This is a genomic window from Enterobacter sp. E20 (assembly GCF_000801755.2).
Classification (GTDB): domain Bacteria; phylum Pseudomonadota; class Gammaproteobacteria; order Enterobacterales; family Enterobacteriaceae; genus Enterobacter; species Enterobacter asburiae_B.
The window spans coordinates 3,189,457-3,210,137 of the sequence record NZ_CP012999.1; the positions used below are offsets into that span (position 1 = coordinate 3,189,457).

At 52.7% G+C, this 20,681-nt stretch carries 18 protein-coding genes; 8 read left to right on the forward strand and 10 right to left on the reverse strand.

The genetic code is table 11. The annotated features are described in order from the left end of the window. Positions 1-161: 161 nt before the first annotated feature. Positions 162-695, reverse strand: coding sequence for a hypothetical protein (locus NI40_RS14865; RefSeq protein ID WP_039263135.1), 534 nt, complete (start codon positions 693-695; stop codon positions 162-164). Positions 696-796: 101 nt separating this feature from the next. After that, a complete protein-coding gene (locus NI40_RS14870) occupies positions 797-2,152 on the reverse strand; it encodes a tyrosine-type recombinase/integrase (protein WP_039263136.1) in 1,356 nt (451 codons plus the stop codon). A gap of 795 nt (positions 2,153-2,947) precedes the next feature. On the opposite strand from NI40_RS14870, the gene NI40_RS24335 reads away from it, so the two are divergent. From NI40_RS24335 to NI40_RS14895, 4 genes are all read left to right on the forward strand, one after another. Beyond that, a complete protein-coding gene (locus tag NI40_RS24335; protein WP_236918785.1) occupies positions 2,948-3,823 on the forward strand; it encodes a YadA C-terminal domain-containing protein in 876 nt (291 codons plus the stop codon). A 210-nt stretch (positions 3,824-4,033) separates the two neighbouring features. Then, a complete protein-coding gene (locus NI40_RS14885) occupies positions 4,034-4,468 on the forward strand; it encodes a hypothetical protein (protein WP_045143152.1) in 435 nt (144 codons plus the stop codon). 313 nt (positions 4,469-4,781) lie between these two features. Then, positions 4,782-6,158 (forward strand): diaminobutyrate--2-oxoglutarate transaminase, encoded by a 1,377-nt coding sequence (locus NI40_RS14890; protein WP_014884533.1) that lies wholly within the window; start codon positions 4,782-4,784, stop codon positions 6,156-6,158. An 18-nt stretch (positions 6,159-6,176) separates the two neighbouring features. After that, entirely contained in the window at positions 6,177-7,643 is a 1,467-nt protein-coding gene (locus tag NI40_RS14895; protein ID WP_039263137.1) for a pyridoxal phosphate-dependent decarboxylase family protein, read from the forward strand. A gap of 36 nt (positions 7,644-7,679) precedes the next feature. On the opposite strand, the gene NI40_RS14900 is transcribed toward NI40_RS14895, so the two are convergent. The 4 genes from NI40_RS14900 to NI40_RS14915 all read right to left on the reverse strand — a co-directional run bounded on the left by NI40_RS14900 (position 7,680) and on the right by NI40_RS14915 (position 12,040). Further along, complete coding sequence (locus NI40_RS14900) at positions 7,680-8,195, reverse strand: protein disulfide oxidoreductase (RefSeq protein WP_039263138.1); 516 nt, start codon at positions 8,193-8,195, stop codon at positions 7,680-7,682. A 76-nt stretch (positions 8,196-8,271) separates the two neighbouring features. After that, positions 8,272-10,452 (reverse strand): polysaccharide biosynthesis tyrosine autokinase, encoded by a 2,181-nt coding sequence (locus NI40_RS14905; RefSeq protein ID WP_039263139.1) that lies wholly within the window; start codon positions 10,450-10,452, stop codon positions 8,272-8,274. Next, entirely contained in the window at positions 10,452-10,901 is a 450-nt protein-coding gene (locus NI40_RS14910) for an arsenate reductase/protein-tyrosine-phosphatase family protein (RefSeq protein ID WP_039263140.1), read from the reverse strand. The genes NI40_RS14905 and NI40_RS14910 overlap by 1 nt, the downstream gene beginning before the upstream one ends. After that, entirely contained in the window at positions 10,901-12,040 is a 1,140-nt protein-coding gene (locus NI40_RS14915) for a polysaccharide export protein (RefSeq protein WP_039263141.1), read from the reverse strand. The genes NI40_RS14910 and NI40_RS14915 overlap by 1 nt, the downstream gene beginning before the upstream one ends. A gap of 479 nt (positions 12,041-12,519) precedes the next feature. Between NI40_RS14915 and NI40_RS14920 the strand changes: the two genes are divergently transcribed. Together NI40_RS14920 and NI40_RS14925 are read left to right on the forward strand one after the other, a co-directional pair. After that, a complete protein-coding gene (locus tag NI40_RS14920) occupies positions 12,520-12,852 on the forward strand; it encodes an RcnB family protein (RefSeq protein ID WP_039263142.1) in 333 nt (110 codons plus the stop codon). Next, a complete protein-coding gene (locus tag NI40_RS14925) occupies positions 12,803-13,282 on the forward strand; it encodes a GNAT family N-acetyltransferase (RefSeq protein WP_033146561.1) in 480 nt (159 codons plus the stop codon). The genes NI40_RS14920 and NI40_RS14925 overlap by 50 nt, the downstream gene beginning before the upstream one ends. Positions 13,283-13,375: 93 nt before the next feature. Here NI40_RS14925 and apbC read toward each other — a convergent pair whose 3' ends face one another. Then, entirely contained in the window at positions 13,376-14,485 is a 1,110-nt protein-coding gene (apbC, locus tag NI40_RS14930) for an iron-sulfur cluster carrier protein ApbC (RefSeq protein WP_029740176.1), read from the reverse strand. Between the two features lie 137 nt (positions 14,486-14,622). Between apbC and metG the strand changes: the two genes are divergently transcribed. Continuing rightward, positions 14,623-16,656, forward strand: coding sequence for a methionine--tRNA ligase (gene metG, locus NI40_RS14935; protein ID WP_039263143.1), 2,034 nt, complete (start codon positions 14,623-14,625; stop codon positions 16,654-16,656). Positions 16,657-16,764: 108 nt separating this feature from the next. Here metG and NI40_RS14940 read toward each other — a convergent pair whose 3' ends face one another. The 3 genes from NI40_RS14940 to NI40_RS14950 are packed head-to-tail and all read right to left on the reverse strand — an operon-like array spanning position 16,765 to position 19,680. Beyond that, positions 16,765-17,235: a DUF1456 family protein gene (locus tag NI40_RS14940; protein WP_023312442.1), complete on the reverse strand. Its 471-nt coding sequence runs from the start codon at positions 17,233-17,235 to the stop codon at positions 16,765-16,767. A gap of 46 nt (positions 17,236-17,281) precedes the next feature. After that, positions 17,282-18,001, reverse strand: a complete 720-nt coding sequence (gene btsR / locus NI40_RS14945; protein ID WP_023312443.1) for a two-component system response regulator BtsR — start codon at positions 17,999-18,001, stop codon at positions 17,282-17,284. Next, positions 17,995-19,680, reverse strand: coding sequence for a sensor histidine kinase (locus NI40_RS14950; protein WP_023312444.1), 1,686 nt, complete (start codon positions 19,678-19,680; stop codon positions 17,995-17,997). Before NI40_RS14950 ends, btsR begins: the two co-directional genes overlap by 7 nt. Positions 19,681-19,897: 217 nt before the next feature. Here NI40_RS14950 and mlrA point away from each other — a divergent pair, with 217 nt between their 5' ends. Continuing rightward, positions 19,898-20,638 (forward strand): HTH-type transcriptional regulator MlrA, encoded by a 741-nt coding sequence (gene mlrA, locus NI40_RS14955; protein ID WP_029740179.1) that lies wholly within the window; start codon positions 19,898-19,900, stop codon positions 20,636-20,638. Positions 20,639-20,681: the final 43 nt, after the last annotated feature.

The following is a 20,681-nucleotide window of genomic DNA, read 5'->3' on the forward strand; positions in this document are numbered from 1 at the left end:
ATTTCACTGCGTCTCTTATCCTTTCCTTTTATTCCCTCTCCTGCGGATGATGCTCATGCTGCAACCATCGTTGAAACGAGCTTCCTCGTAATGCCAACAGCTTTATCAATGATTCCTACTGCGGCGGTTTTGCTAGCTAACATTCCAGACATATTGTTTCCTTAAACTAAAATTCGATTCAGTACTGCTTCAGAAGCAGTTTTACCGTAACTGATTAAATCCATCGGCCCAGCGTAATGCACATTAGGAGGAAAGCTTCGGTACATGTATTTATGCGCCATTGCCGCTGCTGCAATCGCGGTATCAAACTCAGGTGTAGAACCGTTCGAAAAATGTTCTGCGTTAAAATGCGCAATTACATTACTTCTGAACTCAGTCATTTTCTTCCAATAAGCATGAAATTCGGTTGGCGTCGTTCGCAGCTCATCGAATAAAACCTTTCGAAAACCGGCGTGATCATCAACTACACACTTCCAGTGAGTTCCCTCAGCATCAGAGCCAAAAACTTTGCACCAATGTATCGCCGCATCACCAATCAAGGCATTACAAACGCCTCTGAAAGGGAATAAATCACCAGTACCACGATCCAAGTGTTCTAAAACGTCAGCCAGAGCGAAAAAAGTGTGAATGGACCGTGAAAAAATCGTTAAACACATCATGCTGTTTTCAATAGCTTTTGCCCTTGCAATATCCATCCCTTCAGATCCCTTACCCTTTTGCGCATTTTATAGATCATACATTGTAAGCCCGCAGGTGATAAGACTATAAGCAAGGCTTTACTTCTCCAAATTTTAAATCAGACCCATTCTAAACCATCAATCACATAACAAACCGTAGAAAGCGGGAAGGTGTGCAAATAGCGTCTAGTAATACCTGAGCCGCTCTTCTCATGACCTACCACCTGTTGCAGGTGCGCCAGGTTACCAACCCAGCCAGCTAAACAGGTTGAAATCATGGTATGCCGGAAACTGTGAACTAGCCGCCGCTGCCCATAATCATCAAGGTACGGAATACCAAGCTGATCACGGACATCAGCCAAGACCTTGCCGATTTTCGGCATGTTTTTACCCGACACTGGCGAGAAGATTTTATCTTTCCACTGACGATTAACGAAATCGAGGAAACCCCACTCGATCAGTTTGGGATGTATTGCCACCTGCCTTGTAGCGTTCTCGGTTTTCCCCTGCCCTCCTTCCGCGATCAGGAGATAGTGCCGCTGGCTATCTTCATCAAATTTGATCTGTGATTTCTCCAGCTTGGCGATCTCCCCTCTTCTGGCTCCCGTATACGCCAACAACAGAGTGATCCACTTCTGCCAGCCATCAGGTTGCTTGAGCGCCCACCCTACAAACTTTCTCATTTCTGCTGCACTGTAAGCTCCAAACCTCGCTTTCGACGGTGCGGCGACAACTCCATCAGTCGGAGACTTCTCCAGAATATCTTTATTGTCAGTCAGGAAGGTTTTGAACAACGATTTGTAAATCTTTAAATGCTTGTGGATAGACTCAGCGCCAACCAAATCTTCAGGTGGCACATCATCACACTCGATCAATTGCTGAACCGTCATTGACCGATAAGGCTGCACTACACGCTTAGGCAAGTTTTCAACAACTTCCATCACCTGCTTGATGTCCTGCTTGGTTATCGTCATTACATCTGTTGATGCACCAAGGACAATGAACATGACTTCCATAAAGCGCTCATTGGCTTGAGAGATAGCCTTCGTCCAGTTTTGGGCTTTCTCCTCTTTATACATATTCCACGCGCCAGCCAGTGTTAACACGTGTTCTGGTTGTGCTTCAGTTTGTTCTTCCTCATCTACCGAAGGAGAGACAACCTCGCGGTCTTCATGAACAACTATCGGCTGAATATTGCGCCGCGCATCATTCAGAAATTGGTGCGCCAGCCATTGTTCATTCTGCTGCTTCAGACTATTGCCATACTCAGAAAGACGCTTACCGAAGTGCTCCGGTTGGATGGCTCCACGTTGAACCAGAGGAATTACAGGAGAAGCAAAAGACATGAGCAACTGCGCCTGGGTGTGGCTGTCAGTCTCTAACGACTTACGGAAAAACTTATTATCAGGCAGGCGAAAACGAACGTAATAAACCCCGTTACGTTTAATGGTGTGGCGTATGGTCTGGTGTCCCATTTCGTGAGCCTCGATGTGATCGGCTAAACAAAACGGTTCGAAAATCGCAGATAACTCTTTGATTTTATCCTGAATAATCGCCAGGACTACGCTGGCATTATCCAGATCAGGTAATACGGGTATTTCTCAGCCTTCAACGAAGAAGGGCACCCCGAGTCAAAATACTTTTAAAACATTGAGTTATGAAACTCATTAACGTTATGTAGTGTAACCGCGGCCCCAGGCCAGGCGCAAGGAGTTTCGATTTATCACGCCGTTGTCACCGCGGAAATCTCCCGGCGCTCTTTCCCGTCATTTGCCAACATTTATTACGCTTTAGTTAATTCTGGTTCAGTAATTGTTAATACGTTATTGAAAAACTTTATTACGTACTTTTGCTGAGACTATTATTTTTATTTTTTATTACGTGCTCATTCCGCTTTTATAAGATAGATAAACTTCTTTCGCATGAAAGAATAAGAAAGTATTAATTTATTTAACTCTATTAAACATTTGTACTTTCATCAATAGCTTAACGCTTCCCTTTATTTATTGAACAATCCATAAGTTAATGTATACATTAAATAAACCTCCTCGATACAGCACCCTGCCCTTTCATTTATTCATATCATTTATGATTTAGATCAAAATCATCAATTTGGGTTTAATCGATAGTTTATTCACGCCACTAAAAAAGGTCCGGGCATTGAATATTCTGTTTTGACATACGGAAACACAGATATCCACATGCCACTAAAGCCAAAACTGTTCTGATTAATTTTGTTTTTTAATACGTTAATGATGTGAGTCCTTCGAATGAAAATTTTCAATAAATCTGTTATTTCTGTTTTTATATTTGGGTTGGTCGCCGGTAGCGCCATGAATATTACCAACGCTGCTGCTGCCGTTTGGGATGACGCATCAATCACAGATATTGTGAATGACCATCAAGACCAAATTACGCAAAACAGGGTCGATAGCATTGCTCGCGATCTCTCAACTGAAAATCGCTTAACGCAGGTGGATAGCGACCTTCAATCCACTAAATTAGGTGTTTTGGTTATTGAGCAAGCCACAAATGACGCTTACCAAAAAGCCTTGCTTGCTGGTGCGCTTGCAGATACCGCCAATCAAAAAAGCGATGCGGCTTTACAGGGCGTTATGACGAACGGCACAGAAATTATCGATATGGAAAACGTTAACAAAGTGCAAGATAACCGTCTTGACAGCCTGGAAAATGCCCCTAAACCCACTAACGGCGTAGATGGCAAAGATGGCGTGACGACCACCGTGACGCACATGCAGGTAGACGCAGCAACACAAACTAAAGTGGCTAATAATACCCAGGCAGTTACCGCCACCGCACAGGATCTGCTGGCAACGAAACAGACGTTACAGGCAATGAATAACAATACCAACCTGCAATTTAAATCACTGCACGATGAAGTAGATAATAATAAGAAGCAAGCTAATGCCGGTATTTCAGGTGCCATGGCGATGGCTGGATTACCGCAGGTACAAACGAATCAGCATGTTATGTTCTCTGCTGGCGGAGCCACATACAATAGTGAAAGCGCCCTTGCCGTTGGGGCATCCGTTAACTTTAGTTCACATGTGATCGCGAAAGTGAGCTTCTCTGATGATACCGCCAATAATATGGGAGCGTCAGTTGGCGTCGGAATGGGCTTTTAACGATATAAAACTTAAGCATTATTAACCGGCGCCATTAAGTTAATAACCCCCTTGCCTCCGGCAAGAATAGCGATGACAGAAAAAACATGCTCAGACATATCATTATTTCAGCGACCCTGTATCTGATGCTCATTGGAGTCGGTATTTGGATCGGCATGATGTACGTCTCTTATTATCTGTGCGTTTTATAAGGTGAACAAAAGTTTAGACATGAAAACTCAATTAATATGGATTGCACTGATGTTGACGGTAGCGACAACACCGGCTCATGCGATTAACGCGCACTATCGTGCTCAATTAGAACGTTCAGGATGCACTGAGATGAACGCGAATGACGGCTCTTGTGATATCCACAAAACAAAAGCCCAAAATGCGGCGCAGCACGCAACAGCTGCGGTCCACGACCCTTTGCGTGAAGCCACTTTCACATCGGATGCGGTTAACGCCACGATTTCAAATGGCTTTTTTAACGCCACTATTAACGGCAAAAAGGCCACCGTGAAACGTCTGAATGCTCATTTCTATGAGATTCACGGTAATGGTTTTGTTATATCGCTAAGCATTGATGAGAACGGCATTACGGCGGCGTCCTGGAATAAGACGACAGGGCGTAACCACGGCATTTTGCAGGTGTCGCAGAAATAAAGCGAACAAGGAGGCAGTCTGCCTCCTTTTCGGTCAGCGAATGGCACGATTTGTCACACTCTTTTTTATGAATTTACAGTCAGGGCAGAACACACGTAACAGTCTGTTTTTCTTTACCATAAAGTGCAATTTTCTTTCTTAAAAACGGGATATCCTCTCCCCTGAGCGCCATGTCACAAAACAGTAAACAAATTAACCATTGAGCCCCGTGGCAAAAGGCTCTATATTGGCGGCGTTTTTTTCAGGCCCCCATCTGTTTTTTAACTTTTTATTCAATCGTGGCTCATAACGAAGCGGCGGTTGTAGGAGTGATATGATGACGGATAAAGTCCGTATTGACACCGTAGATGCCCACAAAAGCAACGAAACCTATCTGGCCCGTCAGGCCGAGTTTGAATCTAACGTCAGGAGTTATCCGCGCAAACTGCCTTTAGCCATTACTAAAGCAGAAGGCGTGTGGATCACCGATGCAGATAATAAAGAATACCTTGACTGTTTAGCAGGCGCGGGGACCCTTGCGCTTGGCCATAACCATCCTGATGTGCTGAAAAGCATCCAAAATGTCATTACCAGCGGCTTGCCGTTACATACCCTGGATCTGACTACGCCTCTGAAAGACGCGTTTTCTGAATACCTGCTCTCTCTGCTGCCTGGTCAGGGCAAAGAGTACTGCCTGCAGTTCACCGGTCCATCCGGTGCTGACGCCGTTGAAGCGGCGCTGAAGCTGGCGAAAAAAGTGACCGGTCGTAGCGGTATCATCAGCTTCTCTGGTGGTTACCACGGTATGACCCACGGCGCGCTGTCCGTGACCGGCAACCTGTCTCCGAAAGAAGCGGTTGACGGTATGATGCCAGAAGTGCAGTTCATGCCTTACCCGCACGAGTACCGTTGCCCGCTGGGTATCGGTGGTGAAGCGGGCGTGAAAGCGCTGACGTACTACTTCGATAACCTGATCAACGACGTTGAAAGCGGCGTGCGTAAACCTGCTGCGGTGATTCTGGAAGCCGTTCAGGGCGAAGGCGGCGTGAACCCGGCTCCGGCTGAGTGGCTGCAGCGCATCCGTAAAGTGACTCAGGAACACGGCATTCTGCTGATCCTCGACGAAGTTCAGGCTGGCTTTGCCCGTACCGGTAAATTCTTCGCCTTCGAACACGCGGGCATTGAGCCAGACATTATCGTGATGTCTAAAGCCGTAGGTGGCGGTCTGCCGCTGGCCGTGCTCGGTATCAAAAAGCAGTTCGACGCATGGGCGCCAGGCCACCACACCGGTACCTTCCGCGGTAACCAGCTGGCGATGGCAACCGGTCTGACGACGCTGAAAATCCTGAAAGATCAGAACATCGCGGGCAAAGTTGCCGCTCAGGGCGAATGGCTGAAAGGCCAGCTGAAAGAGATGGCGAAACGCTATCCTGTTATCGGCCACGTGCGCGGTCTGGGCATGATGATCGGTATTGAGATCGTTAAGCCACACGAAGCCGCTGACCACATGGGCTGCTTCCCGGGCGACGGCGAGCTGTCTGCTCTGATTCAGAAGAAGTGCTTCGAAGCCGGTCTGATTCTGGAGCGCGGTGGCCGTAACGGTATCGTTCTGCGTCTGCTGCCGTCTCTGCTGATCAGCGACGAAGAGCTGAAAATCTTCCTGGATAAATTTGAGCAGGCACTGCTTGCTGCGGGCGTTCGCCCGGCGTAACCGGAGTTATTGATTACGATGTCTGATTCAAACCCAATTTTGTTCTCCTCTGCGCAAAGCATTGAAGCTTACCAGCAGGCGATTGAACAAAGCACTCAGGCTGTGATGCAGTGGCTGAAACAGCCTGAGATGTACCAGGGCAAAACGGTCGCAGAGCTGCGCGACCGTATTAAGCTGGATTTCAACCCGAAAGGGCTGGGCAACGAAGCGGCGATTGAACGCGCCGTGGAGTTCTTCCTGAAAGACAGCTTGTCCGTTCATCACCCGCAGTGTGTGGCGCACCTGCACTGCCCAAGCCTGGTGGTAAGCCAGGCGGCGGAAGTGCTGATCAACGCCACTAACCAGAGTATGGACTCCTGGGATCAAAGCCCGTCCGCAACCATTATCGAGATCAAGCTGATCGAGTGGCTGCGTACCCGCGTGGGTTATCAGGCCGGCGACGCCGGTGTCTTCACCAGCGGCGGCACCCAGAGCAACCTGATGGGCCTGATGCTGGCTCGCGATGCGTTCTTTGCGCGTCAGGGTCACTCCGTTCAGCAGGACGGCCTGGTCGGCGATTTGCGCAAAATTCGCGTACTGTGCTCTGAAAACGCACACTTCTCCGTGCAGAAAAACATGGCGCTGATGGGTCTGGGCTACCAGTCCGTCGTGCAGGTGAAAACGGACGAATTCTCCCGCATGGATCTGACCGCTCTGGCGGCGAAAATCGAACAGTGCAACGCGAACGGCGAACAGATTCTGGCGATCGTCGCAACGGCAGGTACCACCGATGCCGGTGCTATCGACCCGCTGCATGCGATTGCAGAGCTGGCCGCGAAGCAGAACATCTGGGTACATGTTGATGCGGCCTGGGGCGGCGCGCTGCTGATGTCTGAGCAGTATCGTCACTACCTGGACGGCATCGAGCTGGTGGATTCCGTCACCCTGGACTTCCACAAGCAGTTCTTCCAGACCATCAGCTGCGGCGCGTTCCTGCTGAAAGAAGCGCGCCACTATGAGCTGATGCGCTATCAGGCGGCCTACCTGAACTCTGAGTTCGACGAAGAAGCGGGTGTGCCTAACCTGGTGTCCAAATCTCTGCAGACCACCCGTCGTTTTGACGCGCTGAAGCTGTGGATGAGCCTGGAAGCGCTGGGTCAGGAGCAATACGCGGCGATCATCGACCACGGCGTGACCCTGGCGCAGCAGGTTGCGGCCTACGTGAAAGAGCAGCCTGCTCTGGAACTGGTTATGCAGCCCCAGCTGGCAAGCGTTCTGTTCCGCTTCCGCGGACAGGTGCAGATGGATGACGCGGGCATCGCCCTGCTGAACCAGAAAATTGGTGATGCGCTGCTGGAATCCGGCCGTGCGAACGTTGGTGTGACCGAGCACAACGGCGTCACCTGCCTGAAGCTGACGCTGCTGAACCCAACCGTGACGCTGGAAGATATTAAAATCCTGCTGTCTCTGGTTGAGCGCACCGCGCAGGAAGTTCTGGCTAAGTAATACAACACCCCTCTTCCGCCGGGAGAGGGGTTATTTTTATACGCCTGCCCACCACATCCTTAATTTTAATCCCCAGTAACTCGTCCAGCCCGTCGTGGTACTGACCACATTACCCTTCGACACAATGACCAGCGTCGGCGTGACGCTCACCTGCCACTGCTGCGACAACGCACCGTTTTCATCGTTGATCACCGGCATTTTCAGCTGTTTCTTTTCAACCCAGCGCGCAAGCTTTGCGTTATCGCCGGAACGCATGGCAATACTCACCACGTTCCCGCCTTCTTCTGCCAGCTGATTAACGGAAGGCGTCGTGTAACGGCATATGCTGCACCAGGTGGCCCAGACGTAAATCAGCAGCGGCCGTTCCTGGCTCAGCGCCGCGATATCGTGAATATTGCCGTCGATGCTCTGCATCGGTGTTCCACTAAAACTGGCGGGGAGTGTCGGTTTTCGATACCGATCAACACCCCACACTACGGCCAGCGTCAGCAGAACGAGTATGATCCCTTCCCGCGCCCAGCGGCGCAGTCGACTGATTTTGCGGTTATCCATTGTGACCTCATGTTTCAACGAAGGTCATCTTAACGGGCAATACGCCATCACGCTGTAAAGAAGTGTCGCGCCAGGTTTACTCCTGGGTATAACCGTAGTCGTAATGGCTATATCCCGAGTTGTAATAGAGCGCAGCCGATTTCACGATATCATTGAGGATCGCGCCATTCACCTGCACACCCATTTGCTGCATACGCTTCAGGCAGTTCTCGATCTCCTTGACGCTGGTTTTACCAAAGCGGGCGACAAGAAGCGTGGTAGCCGCTGCTCTGGCTATCAGCAAGGCATCCGTTACGGCAAGCACGGGTGGGGTGTCGACAATCACGATGTCATACAGTTTGTCTATCTGCGATATTACGGCCTGGAAGCGTTCACTCATGAGCAGCTCAACGGGATGTGAAGGTTGGGGTCCGCAGGTCAATACATCAAAACCGCCTTTCTCGGCGCGTTGAACCGCCTCCTGCCACTCAACGGCTCCTCCGAGTACGCAGGATAATCCCCGATGATTGCTCAGTTGGAAAACATTGTGGACATATCCCTTGCGCATATCCGCATCAATAAACAGCACTCGCTGTCCGGCCTGAGCGGCAATCGACGCCAGTGAAGTACTGACCAGCGTCTTTCCGCAGTCCTGCGTGGGACCAGACACCACGACGATCCGGTTTGTGGCATCCATCATGGTAAAATGCAGACTGGTGCGCAGCCCGCGCAGCGCCTCGACAAATATATCTGCCGGACGGTCAATGGGCAAAAAAGGAACGTTTGATGTCCTGTGCTTCCATCGGGAAGCAAACAGGGTTTTCCTGCGCAGGTGCGTTTTTTTCCAGAGCCACACCGAGCGCGGAAGCGTCGCCAGAAGCGGTATCCCCTGCACTTCCAGTTGTTCAGGCGAGGTAATGCCCCGATTAAAGGCTGAGCGCACTAAAACCATGCCGGCAGAGAGCATCAACCCCATCAGCATACCCAGTACGATAATTAGCGCTTTGTGCGGTTTGATCGGATCTGGCTTCGTAACGGCCGGGTCAATAATCCGCACGTTCCCGATAGCGCTGGAGCGCGAGATACTCAGTTCTTGCTGACGCGTCAGCAGCTGCAGATATATGGTACGCCCGGATTCAACGTCACGACTCAGGCGTAAGATTTCCTGCTGCGTGGAAGGCATGGATGAAACGCGATTGTTCAGGCGCGCGCGCTCCCGCTCAAGCGTTTGTTTCTTCTCCCGCAAGGCACGGTAGGTGGGATGGTCTTTTTTGAAAAGCTGGGAAACTTCTGCTTCGCGAAACGTCAGCTCGTTAAGCTGGTTTTCCACGTTAACCACCTGATCAAGCACTGACTTAGCCTCCAGAGATAAGTCGACTGAATCGCGTTGCTCTCTGTAGGCATTGAGTCTCGCTTCGGCTTCATCCAGCTCCCGGCTGATCTTAGGTAATTGCTCCTGTAAGAACGTGAGGCTGCGGGAATCTTTCGCTTCCTGGCGCGCAATATTCTGGCTGAGGTAATTTTCAGCAATGGCATTAAGTATCGTGGCGATCCTGGCGGGGTCTTCACCCGTTAACATTAAGGAGATCATACCGCTCTGTTTCGCCGACTCCACAACCGTAAGCCTGTTCTGAATGACATTGATCGCGTCAAGCCTTGTGACGGTTTCGAGGGTAAACTGGGTGCCAGGTTCCGCGCTGAGGGATGTCACCAGAAGCGACATTCCGTCTTTAACCAGCATTTCCCCCACGATGCCGTCTGCTTCAAGCGTTTTTCCCTCAAGACGATATCGACCTTTCTCCCGTACGGTGAGTAAAAGCGTTTGTGGCTGCCCTTTCAGAAGGGGAATAGTCAGCGCGCCAATCGTTATTTCAGCGGATTTACGTCCCCGCACGTGTTCCCATAAAGACCCGATGACCGGGAACAGACGCCGCTTGACGTTGTACGTCAACCCTAACTGATCGACGGTCTCCCCCAGGATCATCCGTGATTTAAGGAGTAAAAGTTCCGGCGCGACATCGGGTGAGAGATCGGACCCGAACGGGTTCAGGTTCTTGATTAGCGAGTTATTCTGCTTCTCTTCAACCTGTAACAGCGCATCAGCCTGATAAACTGGCGTGGCGCTGAACGCATATATCCCTGCACATACCGTGAGCAAGAGCGTGACACACGCGATCGTCACCCGGTGATCAAACATCTCAGCAAACAACTGAAGAAGATCGATTTCATTATTCTGCGGTGTCGCAGCACTATATTTGTCTGATTTAGAAGACGACATTACGGCTTCATTCCTTGTTGACTCAAACGACGAGCCCATTCCTGACTGGCTTTCCCCAATTGCTCGAAAACATATTCATAGACTTCGCGACTTTTGTGATACGGGTCGGGAATGTGCCTTGTTTCAAGCCATTGTCCAAAGAGCAGTGATTTCCCCCGGTTCTCCGGGCCCATTGTGGCAATGAAACGGAGGTGTTCCGGCTCCATTACCAGAATCAAATCGGATTTTTGCAACAGGCTGCGCGTCACCTTGCGGGCAACATGCCCTTCCAGCGAAACGCCATGACGCCAGGCGACAGACTGCGCAGCCGCATCCGCCGGGCGGCCTTCAAGTCCAAAAATACCTGCCGAGGTTACCTGCTTGCCGGGTAATTGCTGACGCAACAGCCGCTCACCAATCGGTGAACGGCAAATATTGCCGGTACAGACTACTAAGATTGACTGAAACATTACTGTGGCCACGATCTGATGTAACGAACGGTTTCGGTCAGGTCATGGACGCCACTGATGGTAGGCACAAGCTGGGTGATCACGCGATTCCAGCGTGATAGCGGTGCCGTGGTGACGTAGACAATGTCATACGGTTCCAGCTGGAATTCCGTACCCAACACCATTGCTGACGCATCTTCGGCATTCAGTTGATAGATATTGGCAATTTTGTCCGTGTCGCCTTTTTTCGTTACCTGCCTGATAATAAAAATGCCGGTTGCATCGGCCATATTTTGGTTAAGCCCCCCGGCATTGCCCAGGGCTTCGGCCAGCGTCATGCCGCTACGATCCATCTTAAGCGTACTCTGCTTGACGACTTCGCCCATCACGAACACTTTCAGCGCGTCGTTTCGGGGAATAAACAGGATATCGCCCGGATAAAGCAGCTTATTTTGTGTCAAATCGCCATGCTGCATCAGTGCATAAAGCGAAAGGCGGGAGTCCTGGCCATCATGCGTCAGCACGACGTTACGCCAGTCGGCATCCGCAGAAAGACCGCCAGCGGCGTTAACTGCATCCATCACCGTCAGCGGAATATTGGTTATGGGTTGCTGGCCTGATTTTTCGACCTCTCCGGTGACATACGCTTTTTGGGAACGGAAGGCGGCAATGCTGACGTCCACCTGCGGGCTCTCAATGACTTTATCCAGTCGAGATGTAATCTCTTCACGTACCTGTGAAACCGTTTTTCCCGCCACCCGCAGCTTACCGACGTAGGGATAAAAGAGCGTACCATCGGCGTTGACCCAGTTGCCGGCATCGCTCGCACTACGATATTGTCCTGCGGGCGTTGTTAATTCAGGGTGATCCCAGACGGTGACCGTCAGGATGTCGCCTGTACCAATACGGTATTCCCAGTTTTTGATCTGCTCATCCAGATTAGGATTTGCCTGAGATTTCGATACGGTTGGACGCAGCTTTTCAATCAACCCCGGCGTTAGTGGAAAAATTTCCACGTGCTTATCAAGCTGATAATTAACATCTTCCGCAGTATTGACTTTTTTCCCGTACACGCTCAAGTTCTGTCCGGGGGAAAATACACATCCCGTTAACTGACTAATGGTGAGAAATAACAGCGAAAATGCAGTTGTACTTTTCATTTATATAACTATTTCTTTTTAACGTTGCGCTTATCGTAAAGCTTGCAAATGAACTCAACATAAGCTCATGAAATTTAATTATTTATTCAACTTCGGCATGTAATTTTGGCATGATAAAACGCAAGCCACCTGGCCTCTAAAAAAACAACGATTGATCTTGTAAAAAAGGTAGTAAGCGCGCTTCGCCCGAAGACAATATTAAATGCCCTTCAGTGGGAAAGCATTCGTATTACAGTCCAATTTTGACGTAAAAAGTTATTTTCAGGTTTGAGTATCGAAATAATAAATATTAAAAATATAAAGCACAGGCAATATTCACCATAATGATAAGCATCATCCAGTTTGACTACACAAAACCGTCCACTTTTGTTACATTTTTTCTCAAACATACCCTGCGTTGATACTTAAAATGGACTGTCTGCTCCGCTTTGCACGACCTGCAGACGAAAAGTATCTGTAACGATATCACTGGAGAAAAAATGGCTAAGCGTAAATTGCTGCTTCTGGGTGTATTACTGTCTCTGGCGGGATCTGCATTAGCTGCCCCGCAAACGGCCGCTGCGCCATCCGGCATCAAGGCCTATGAAGAACAAGAGTTCATCGCTGACTTTACGAAATTCAAGATTGGCGACACGGCGCCGGCGCAGTATCAAACGCCGGAGTACACCATCAAACAGTACCAGCTGCGTAACCTGCCGGCTCCGGATGCCGGAACCCACTGGACCTATATGGGTGAGAACTACGTGCTGATCGGCGATGCTGATGGCAAGATCTACAAAGCCTACAATGGAGATATTTTCTATCACCGCTAACGCAATTCTGATTCGCCCCTGGCAGGAAAGCGACCGTCCTTTCCTGCGCACGCTCTACCTCCACGCCCGGCGTGAAGCCTGGCCATGGCTGGACAGCGCGGACTGGCAGCTTGAAGACTTTGACGCGGCAACCTGCGACGAAGTGATTTGGGTTGCTGTTCAGAACGGTCATCGCCTGGGTTTTGCCTCCGTCTGGACGAACGATAATTTCCTGCACAACCTGTTTGTCGATCCGCAGTATCAGAGCCTGGGCGTCGGGCATGAGTTGCTTGAACACGTACAGAAGACGTTTACCAGTACGGGTTCACTTAAGTGCCTGGTGAAGAATGCGCGGGCTATTGCGTTTTACCAGCGACACGGCTGGCACATAGAGGCGACGGGTAATTCTCCGGACGGAGAGTATTATTTGATGCACTATCGGTTGAGTTAAAGTCGGGTGGCGGCTTCGCCTTACCCGACCTACGTGATGGTGCCATTTGTAGGCCGGGTAAGCGAAGCCACCCGGCAATTAGGAGCTGAGGAATTACACCGCGCGGAACGCGATTTCCCCTGGAATGATTTCACCCTGCCAGTAGAGCTGCGCCGCAACGCGTCCCGCCAGCTGGCGATACATTTCCGCAAATTCGCTGTCCGGACGGCTGACCACCGTTGGCTTTCCGCTGTCCAGATCTTCACGCAGGGTAATGTGCAGCGGCATCTGTCCCAGCAGCTGGGTGTGATACTTCGCGGCCAGTTTTTCTGCGCCACCCGTACCGAAGATAGGTTCGTGGTGACCGCAGTTGCTGCAGATGTGCATGCTCATGTTCTCGACGATACCGAGCACCGGCACTTCCACCTTCTCGAACATCACGATGCCTTTTTTGGCGTCGATCAGCGCGATATCCTGCGGCGTAGTCACGACGACCGCCCCCGTGACCGGAATGTTCTGCGCCAGCGTCAGCTGAATGTCACCGGTGCCCGGCGGCATGTCCAGCACCAGATAATCCAGATCAGGCCACATCGTCTCCTGCAGCATCTGCAGCAGCGCCTTGCTGGCCATCGGGCCGCGCCAGACCATGGCGTTATCGTCAGTCACCAGGTAACCGATGGAGTTGGTCGCCAGACCGTGCGCCATAATTGGCGCCATGTGGGTCCCGTCCGGCGAGGTGGGGCGCTGGTTTTCCGCGCCCAGCATGTTAGGAATAGACGGACCGTAGATATCCGCATCCAGAATACCGACCTTTGCCCCTTCCGCTGCCAGCGCGAGCGCCAGGTTAACGGCGGTAGAAGATTTCCCTACCCCGCCCTTGCCCGAGCTGACGGCAATGATATTTTTCACGCCGTTCACGCCAGGCTGGTTTTTCACGCGCTTCAGCGTGGCGATGCTGTGGCTCAGCTTCCAGTCGATCGCCTTCGCACCGGTAATACGCAGCAGCTCAGAGCTGGTCTGCTCTTTCAGCGCGTCAAAGGCGCTGGTCCAGACGAACGGCATCTGCAGCTCAATGTGCAGGGTATCGTCCAGCCAGGCAACGTGGTGTAACGCTTTCAGCGTAGTGAGATTGTGCTTCAGGGTTGGATGCTGAAAGTTAGCCAGCGTCCCGGCGACCATTGCTCGTAAGGCTTCCGGTGATTTGGCCTGGGATTGAGAACTCATCCCGACTCCTTTGTTCTTGTGAATAAGACCTTAGATGAACAAGTTTACCTGAAAGGCCGTGGTTTGTGCTTACTTAATAATGCCCCTTTTGGTAATATCGAAAACCCTTTTCACAGTTAAAAGAAGTAATGCCTACTATGACTCAAGTCGCGAAGAAAATTCTGGTAACGTGCGCACTGCCGTACGCCAACGGCTCAATCCACCTCGGCCACATGCTGGAGCATATCCAGGCTGATGTCTGGGTCCGTTACCAGCGAATGCGCGGCCACGAGGTTAACTTCATCTGTGCGGACGATGCTCACGGCACGCCGATCATGCTGAAAGCGCAGCAGCTGGGGATCTCCCCGGAGCAGATGATTGCCGAAATGAGTCAGGAGCATCAGACTGATTTTGCTGGCTTTGACATCAGCTATGACAACTATCACTCCACGCACGGCGACGAAAACCGCGAGCTGTCGGAGCTGATCTACACCCGTCTGAAAGAGAACGGTTTTATCAAAAACCGCACCATCTCTCAGCTGTACGATCCGGAAAAAGGCATGTTCCTGCCGGACCGTTTCGTCAAAGGCACCTGCCCGAAATGTAAATCCCCGGACCAGTACGGCGATAACTGCGAAGTGTGCGGCGCGACCTACAGCCCGACCGAGCTTATCGAGCCGAAATCCGTGGTATCCGGCGCCACGCCAGTCATGCGTGACTCCGAGCACTTCTTCTTCGACCTGCCGTCCTTCAGCGAAATGCTGCAGGCGTGGACCCGCAGCGGCGCGCTGCAGGAGCAAGTGGCGAACAAAATGCAGGAGTGGTTCGAATCCGGCCTGCAGCAGTGGGATATCTCCCGCGATGCGCCGTACTTCGGCTTTGAAATCCCGAACGCGCCGGGCAAATATTTCTACGTCTGGCTGGACGCGCCAATCGGCTACATGGGCTCCTTCAAAAACCTGTGCGACAAGCGTGGCGACACCGTCAGCTTCGACGAATACTGGAAGAAAGATTCCACGGCCGAGCTGTATCACTTCATCGGTAAAGACATCGTTTATTTCCACAGCCTGTTCTGGCCGGCGATGCTGGAAGGCAGCAACTTCCGCAAACCAACCAACCTGTTCGTACACGGCTACGTGACGGTGAACGGCGCGAAGATGTCCAAGTCTCGCGGAACGTTCATTAAGGCCAGCACCTGGCTGAACCACTTCGACGCGGACAGCCTGCGCTACTACTACACCGCGAAGCTCTCTTCCCGCATCGACGATATCGACCTGAACCTGGAAGATTTCGTGCAGCGCGTGAACGCGGACATCGTCAACAAGGTGGTGAACCTGGCCTCCCGTAACGCGGGCTTTATCGCCAAGCGTTTTGACGGCGTGATGGCGGCTGAACTGGCTGACCCTGCCCTGTACAAAACCTTTACCGACGCGGCAGCCACCATTGGCGACGCCTGGGAAACCCGTGAGTTCGGTAAAGCCGTGCGCGAAATCATGGCACTGGCCGACCTGGCGAACCGCTATGTGGACGAACAGGCACCGTGGGTTGTCGCGAAACAGGAAGGTCGTGATGCCGATCTGCAGGCCATCTGCTCCATGGGCATCAACCTGTTCCGCGTGCTGATGACGTACCTGAAGCCGGTTCTGCCGCAGCTGGCAGCCCGCGCTGAAGCGTTCCTGAACACCGAACTGACCTGGGATGCCATGGCGCAGCCGCTGCTCGGCCACAAGGTGAACACCTTCAAGGCGCTGTACAACCGCATCGAGATGAAGCAGGTTGAAGCCCTGGTGGAAGCGTCTAAAGAAGAGGTTAAAGCGGCTGCGGCACCGGTGACCGGCCCGCTGGCAGACGATCCGATTCAGGAAACCATTACCTTTGACGATTTCGCCAAAGTCGACCTGCGCGTGGCGCTGATCGAAAACGCGGAATTCGTGGAAGGTTCTGACAAGCTGCTGCGCCTGACGCTGGATCTGGGCGGCGAGAAGCGTAACGTCTTCTCCGGCATCCGTTCAGCCTACCCGGACCCGCAGGTGCTGATCGGTCGTCAGACCGTGATGGTGGCGAACCTGGCGCCGCGCAAAATGCGCTTCGGCATCTCTGAAGGGATGGTGATGGCCGCAGGCCCTGGCGGGAAAGATATCTTCCTGTTAAGCCCTGATGAAGGCGCGAAGCCTGGCCAGCAGGTGAAATAACAAAAAAGCCGGAGATAATCTCCGGCTTTTTTTTGTCCGGCGGCGCTACGCTTGCACGGCCCTACGGGTTTTGTAGGCCGGGTAAGGCGAAGCCGCCACCCGGCTAAATCACGCCTTCGGGTGATGCACCCGGTGGGTCAGCCCGCGCAGGAAATTACGCAGAAACTGATCGCCGCACTCGCGGTAGTTTTTATGATCCGGCGCGCGCATCATGGCGGTCACTTCCGGCACGGATACGCGGTATTTTTGCTCGGTCATGATCGCCACAATATCGTCCGTTTTCAGCGAGAACGCGATGCGCAGCTTTTTCAGCACCGTGTTGTTGTTCACGCGACGCTCCAGCGCCAGCTCCGGCGCGGCCGGATCCTTGCCACGCTTATCGTAAATCAGGCCGTTCAGGAAACCCGACAGAATAATGTCCGGACAGCGAACGAAGCCCTCTTCGTCTTCTTTGGTCATCCAGGTATCGAAACCGGCAGACGTGGATTCCATGTCCGACAGCGCAAGAATGCGCACCATGTCGTTGTTGTTTGCTTTCAGGGTGTAGCGCAGGCTACGAAGAATGTCGTTACTTAGCATAGAGCCTTCGAATGTCGATGATGCAATGGCGCGCAGTGTACCAGTTTTACAGGCCAATCGCCTCTTTCAAACTCTTGAGATAGCGACGGCTGACGGGTACCGTTTGCCCGGCACGCAGCACCAGCTCGGCCTGGCCGTTATCTTCCAGGCGAATCTCCTTCAGGTGCGCCATGTTCACCAGATACTGGCGATGGCAGCGGATCAGCGGCGTGCGGCTCTCCAGCGTGCGCAGGGTCAGCTCGGTAAACCCTTCGTTCCCTTCCGCGCTGGTGACAAACACGCCGCTCAGGCGGCTGCTGACAAACGCCACATCATCCATCTGCAGAAGATAAATCCGGCTGTGCCCGGTGCAGGGGATAAACTTCAGCGGCTGCTGGTTTTCCGGCAGCAGCGTGACGTCCTGTACGGTTCGCTCCTGGCGTAAACGGGTGAGCGTTTTTTCCAGACGCTTTTCTTCGATCGGCTTGAGCAAATAGTCAAACGCGTGCTCCTCAAAGGCCTTAACGGCATATTCGTCGAACGCCGTCAGAAACACTATATAGGGGCGATGCGCCGGATCGAGCATGCCGACCATCTCCAGCCCGCTGATGCGGGGCATTTGAATGTCGAGGAACAGCACGTCCGGGCGCAGCTTGTGCACCGCGCCGATGGCCTCAATGGCGTTCGCGCACTCCCCCACAATCTCAATGTCAGGCTGCTCCTGCAGCAGAACGCGCAGGTTTTCTCGTGCCAGCGGCTCGTCATCCACGATCAGCACTCTTAACATGCGTTTTCCTCCAGCGGCAGTCGTACGGTAATACGGGTAAATCGGTCTGGCTCACAGGCGACGGTAATGCCGCAGTCGTCGCCAAAATGGGCGCGCAGGCGTTTATCCACCAGGCTCATCCCTAAACCGCCGGAGGCGGAAGGCTGATAAAGCCCGGCATTATCTTCAATATCCAGCACCAGATGGTGGTTGAAACGGCTGGCGGCAATGGTTATCTCCCCCGTTCCCAGAAGCTGTGACGTGCCGTGTTTAATGGCGTTTTCGACAATAGGCTGCAGGGTAAAGGCCGGGAGATGCTGATACGCCAGCTCGTCCGGAACGGAGAGCGACACCTGCAGGCGCGACTGGAAACGCGCCTGCTCGATCTGCAGATAGGCATTCACGTGCTCAATCTCATCGGCGAGGGTCACGATCTCAGACGGCCGTTTCAGGTTCTTACGGAAAAAGGTCGACAGAAACTGCACCAGCTGCGCGGCCTGATCGCTGTCGCGGCGGATCACCGCTTTGAGCGTGTTGAGGGCATTAAACAGGAAATGCGGGTTGACCTGAGCATGCAGCAGCTTAATTTCAGACTGCGTCAGCAGGGCTTTCTGCCGCTCATACTGCCCGGCGAGGATTTGCGCGGACAGCAGCTGGGCTATCCCCTCCCCCAGCGTGCGGTTGATGGAGCTGAACAGACGGTTTTTGGCCTCATACAGCTTGATGGTCCCCATCACCCGCTGATTTTCCCCGCGCAGCGGAATCACCAGCGTGGAGCCCAACTTGCACTGCGGATGCAGCGAACAGCGGTAAGGCACTTCGTTACCGTCGGCATACACCACCTCACCGGTTTCAATGGCGCGCAGCGTATAGGCTGAGGAGATCGGTTTACCCGGCAGATGGTGATCGTCCCCGGTGCCGGTAAAGGCCAGCAGCCGCTCGCGGTCGGTTATGGCCACCGCGCCGATATCCAGCTCCTTGTAGAGCACCTGCGCGACCTTCATGCTGTTCTCTTCGTTAAACCCCTGGCGCAGGATCCCTTCGGTCGAGGCGGCGACCTTCAGCGCCGTGGCGGAAAACGCCGAGGTGTACTTCTCAAACATGGCGCGCTTGTCGAGCAGAATGCGCATAAACAGCGCCGCACCCACGGTGTTGGTGACCATCATCGGAGCGGCAATACTGCTGACCAGGTGCAGCGCATCTTCAAACGGACGGGCAATGAGCAGAATGATCGCCATCTGCGCCACTTCGGCCACAAAGGTAATGGCACCGGCGGTAAGCGGGCTAAAGACTTTATCCGGGCGGCCGCGTTTGATCATGTAGCTGTGCACCAGGCCGCCGAGCAGCCCTTCCACGATCGTTGAGATCATACAGCTGAGCGCCGTCATTCCGCCCATGGAATAGCGATGCAGACCCCCGGTTAAGCCGACAAGCCCACCGACGACGGGACCGCCCAGCAGCCCGCCCATCACCGCGCCGATAGCGCGCGTGTTGGCAATAGAGTCTTCGATATGGAGACCAAAATAGGTCCCCATAATGCAGAAAATAGAGAAGGTAACGTAGCAGAGCAGCTTATGCGGCAGACGTACGGTGACCTGCATCAGCGGGATAAACAGGCGCGTTTTGCTCATCAGCCAGGCAATGACAAGAAACACGCACATCTGCTGAAGCAACAGCAGCACCAGATTAAACTCGTACATACTCAAAACCGCACACGCTAAAAACGCGTAACATACACTGATGCGGGTTTACTTTCTTTGAAGCATCCCAAAAAAGCGCAAAATCGTGTCCGTTATCACACCTTTTTCTGAATATCGCGCATGCTTCGCATTGTTTGTTCAAAAATCAATCAATCCTTCCTGGTTCGCCAAAGTGGGTCTACAGTTAAGCTGGGAACGCGTAAGCCAGGGGGCGAATATGGCGCTTTACACGATAGGTGAAGTGGCACTCCTTTGTGATATCAATCCCGTTACCCTACGGGCGTGGCAGCGACGGTATGGATTGCTTAAACCGCAGAGGACCGACGGTGGGCATCGCCTTTTCAATGAGGCCGATATCGACCGCATCCGCGAAATTAAAAGCTGGATCGACAACGGAGTGCAGGTCGGCAAAGTGAAGTCCCTGCTGAGCCATGATGACCCGGACACGCAACATCTCTGGCGCGAACAACAGGAAACCCTGCTGCGGCTTCTGCAGGCGGGGAATCTTCAGCGCCTGCGCGCGTGGATAAAAGAGCAGGGCCGCGACTATCCGGCACAGACGCTGATCTCCCATCTTTTCATTCCGCTCCGTCGACGTCTGCAATGCCAGCAGTCCACCCTGCAGGCGCTGCTCAGCATACTCGACGGGGTGCTGATCAACTATATTGCCGTCTGCCTTGCCTCAGCGAAGAACAAGGCCGGAAAAGATGCGCTGGTGGTCGGCTGGAACGTGCACGATACCACCCGCCTGTGGCTGGAAGCGTGGATTGCGACCCAGAAGGGCTGGCGCGTGGATGTCCTGGCGCACTCGCTGGCGCAGCTTAAGCCCGAGTTTTTCGACGGTCAGACCCTGCTGGTCTGGTGTGGAGAAGTGCCGTCCGCCACGCAGCAACAGCTGCTGACGGAATGGCGAGAGAATGGTTACCCGGTTTATTCCCTTGGCCCGGATGAGCCATAACGGCATTTAATGGTTCATTAACAGCTGCGCTTCACCGTATAAT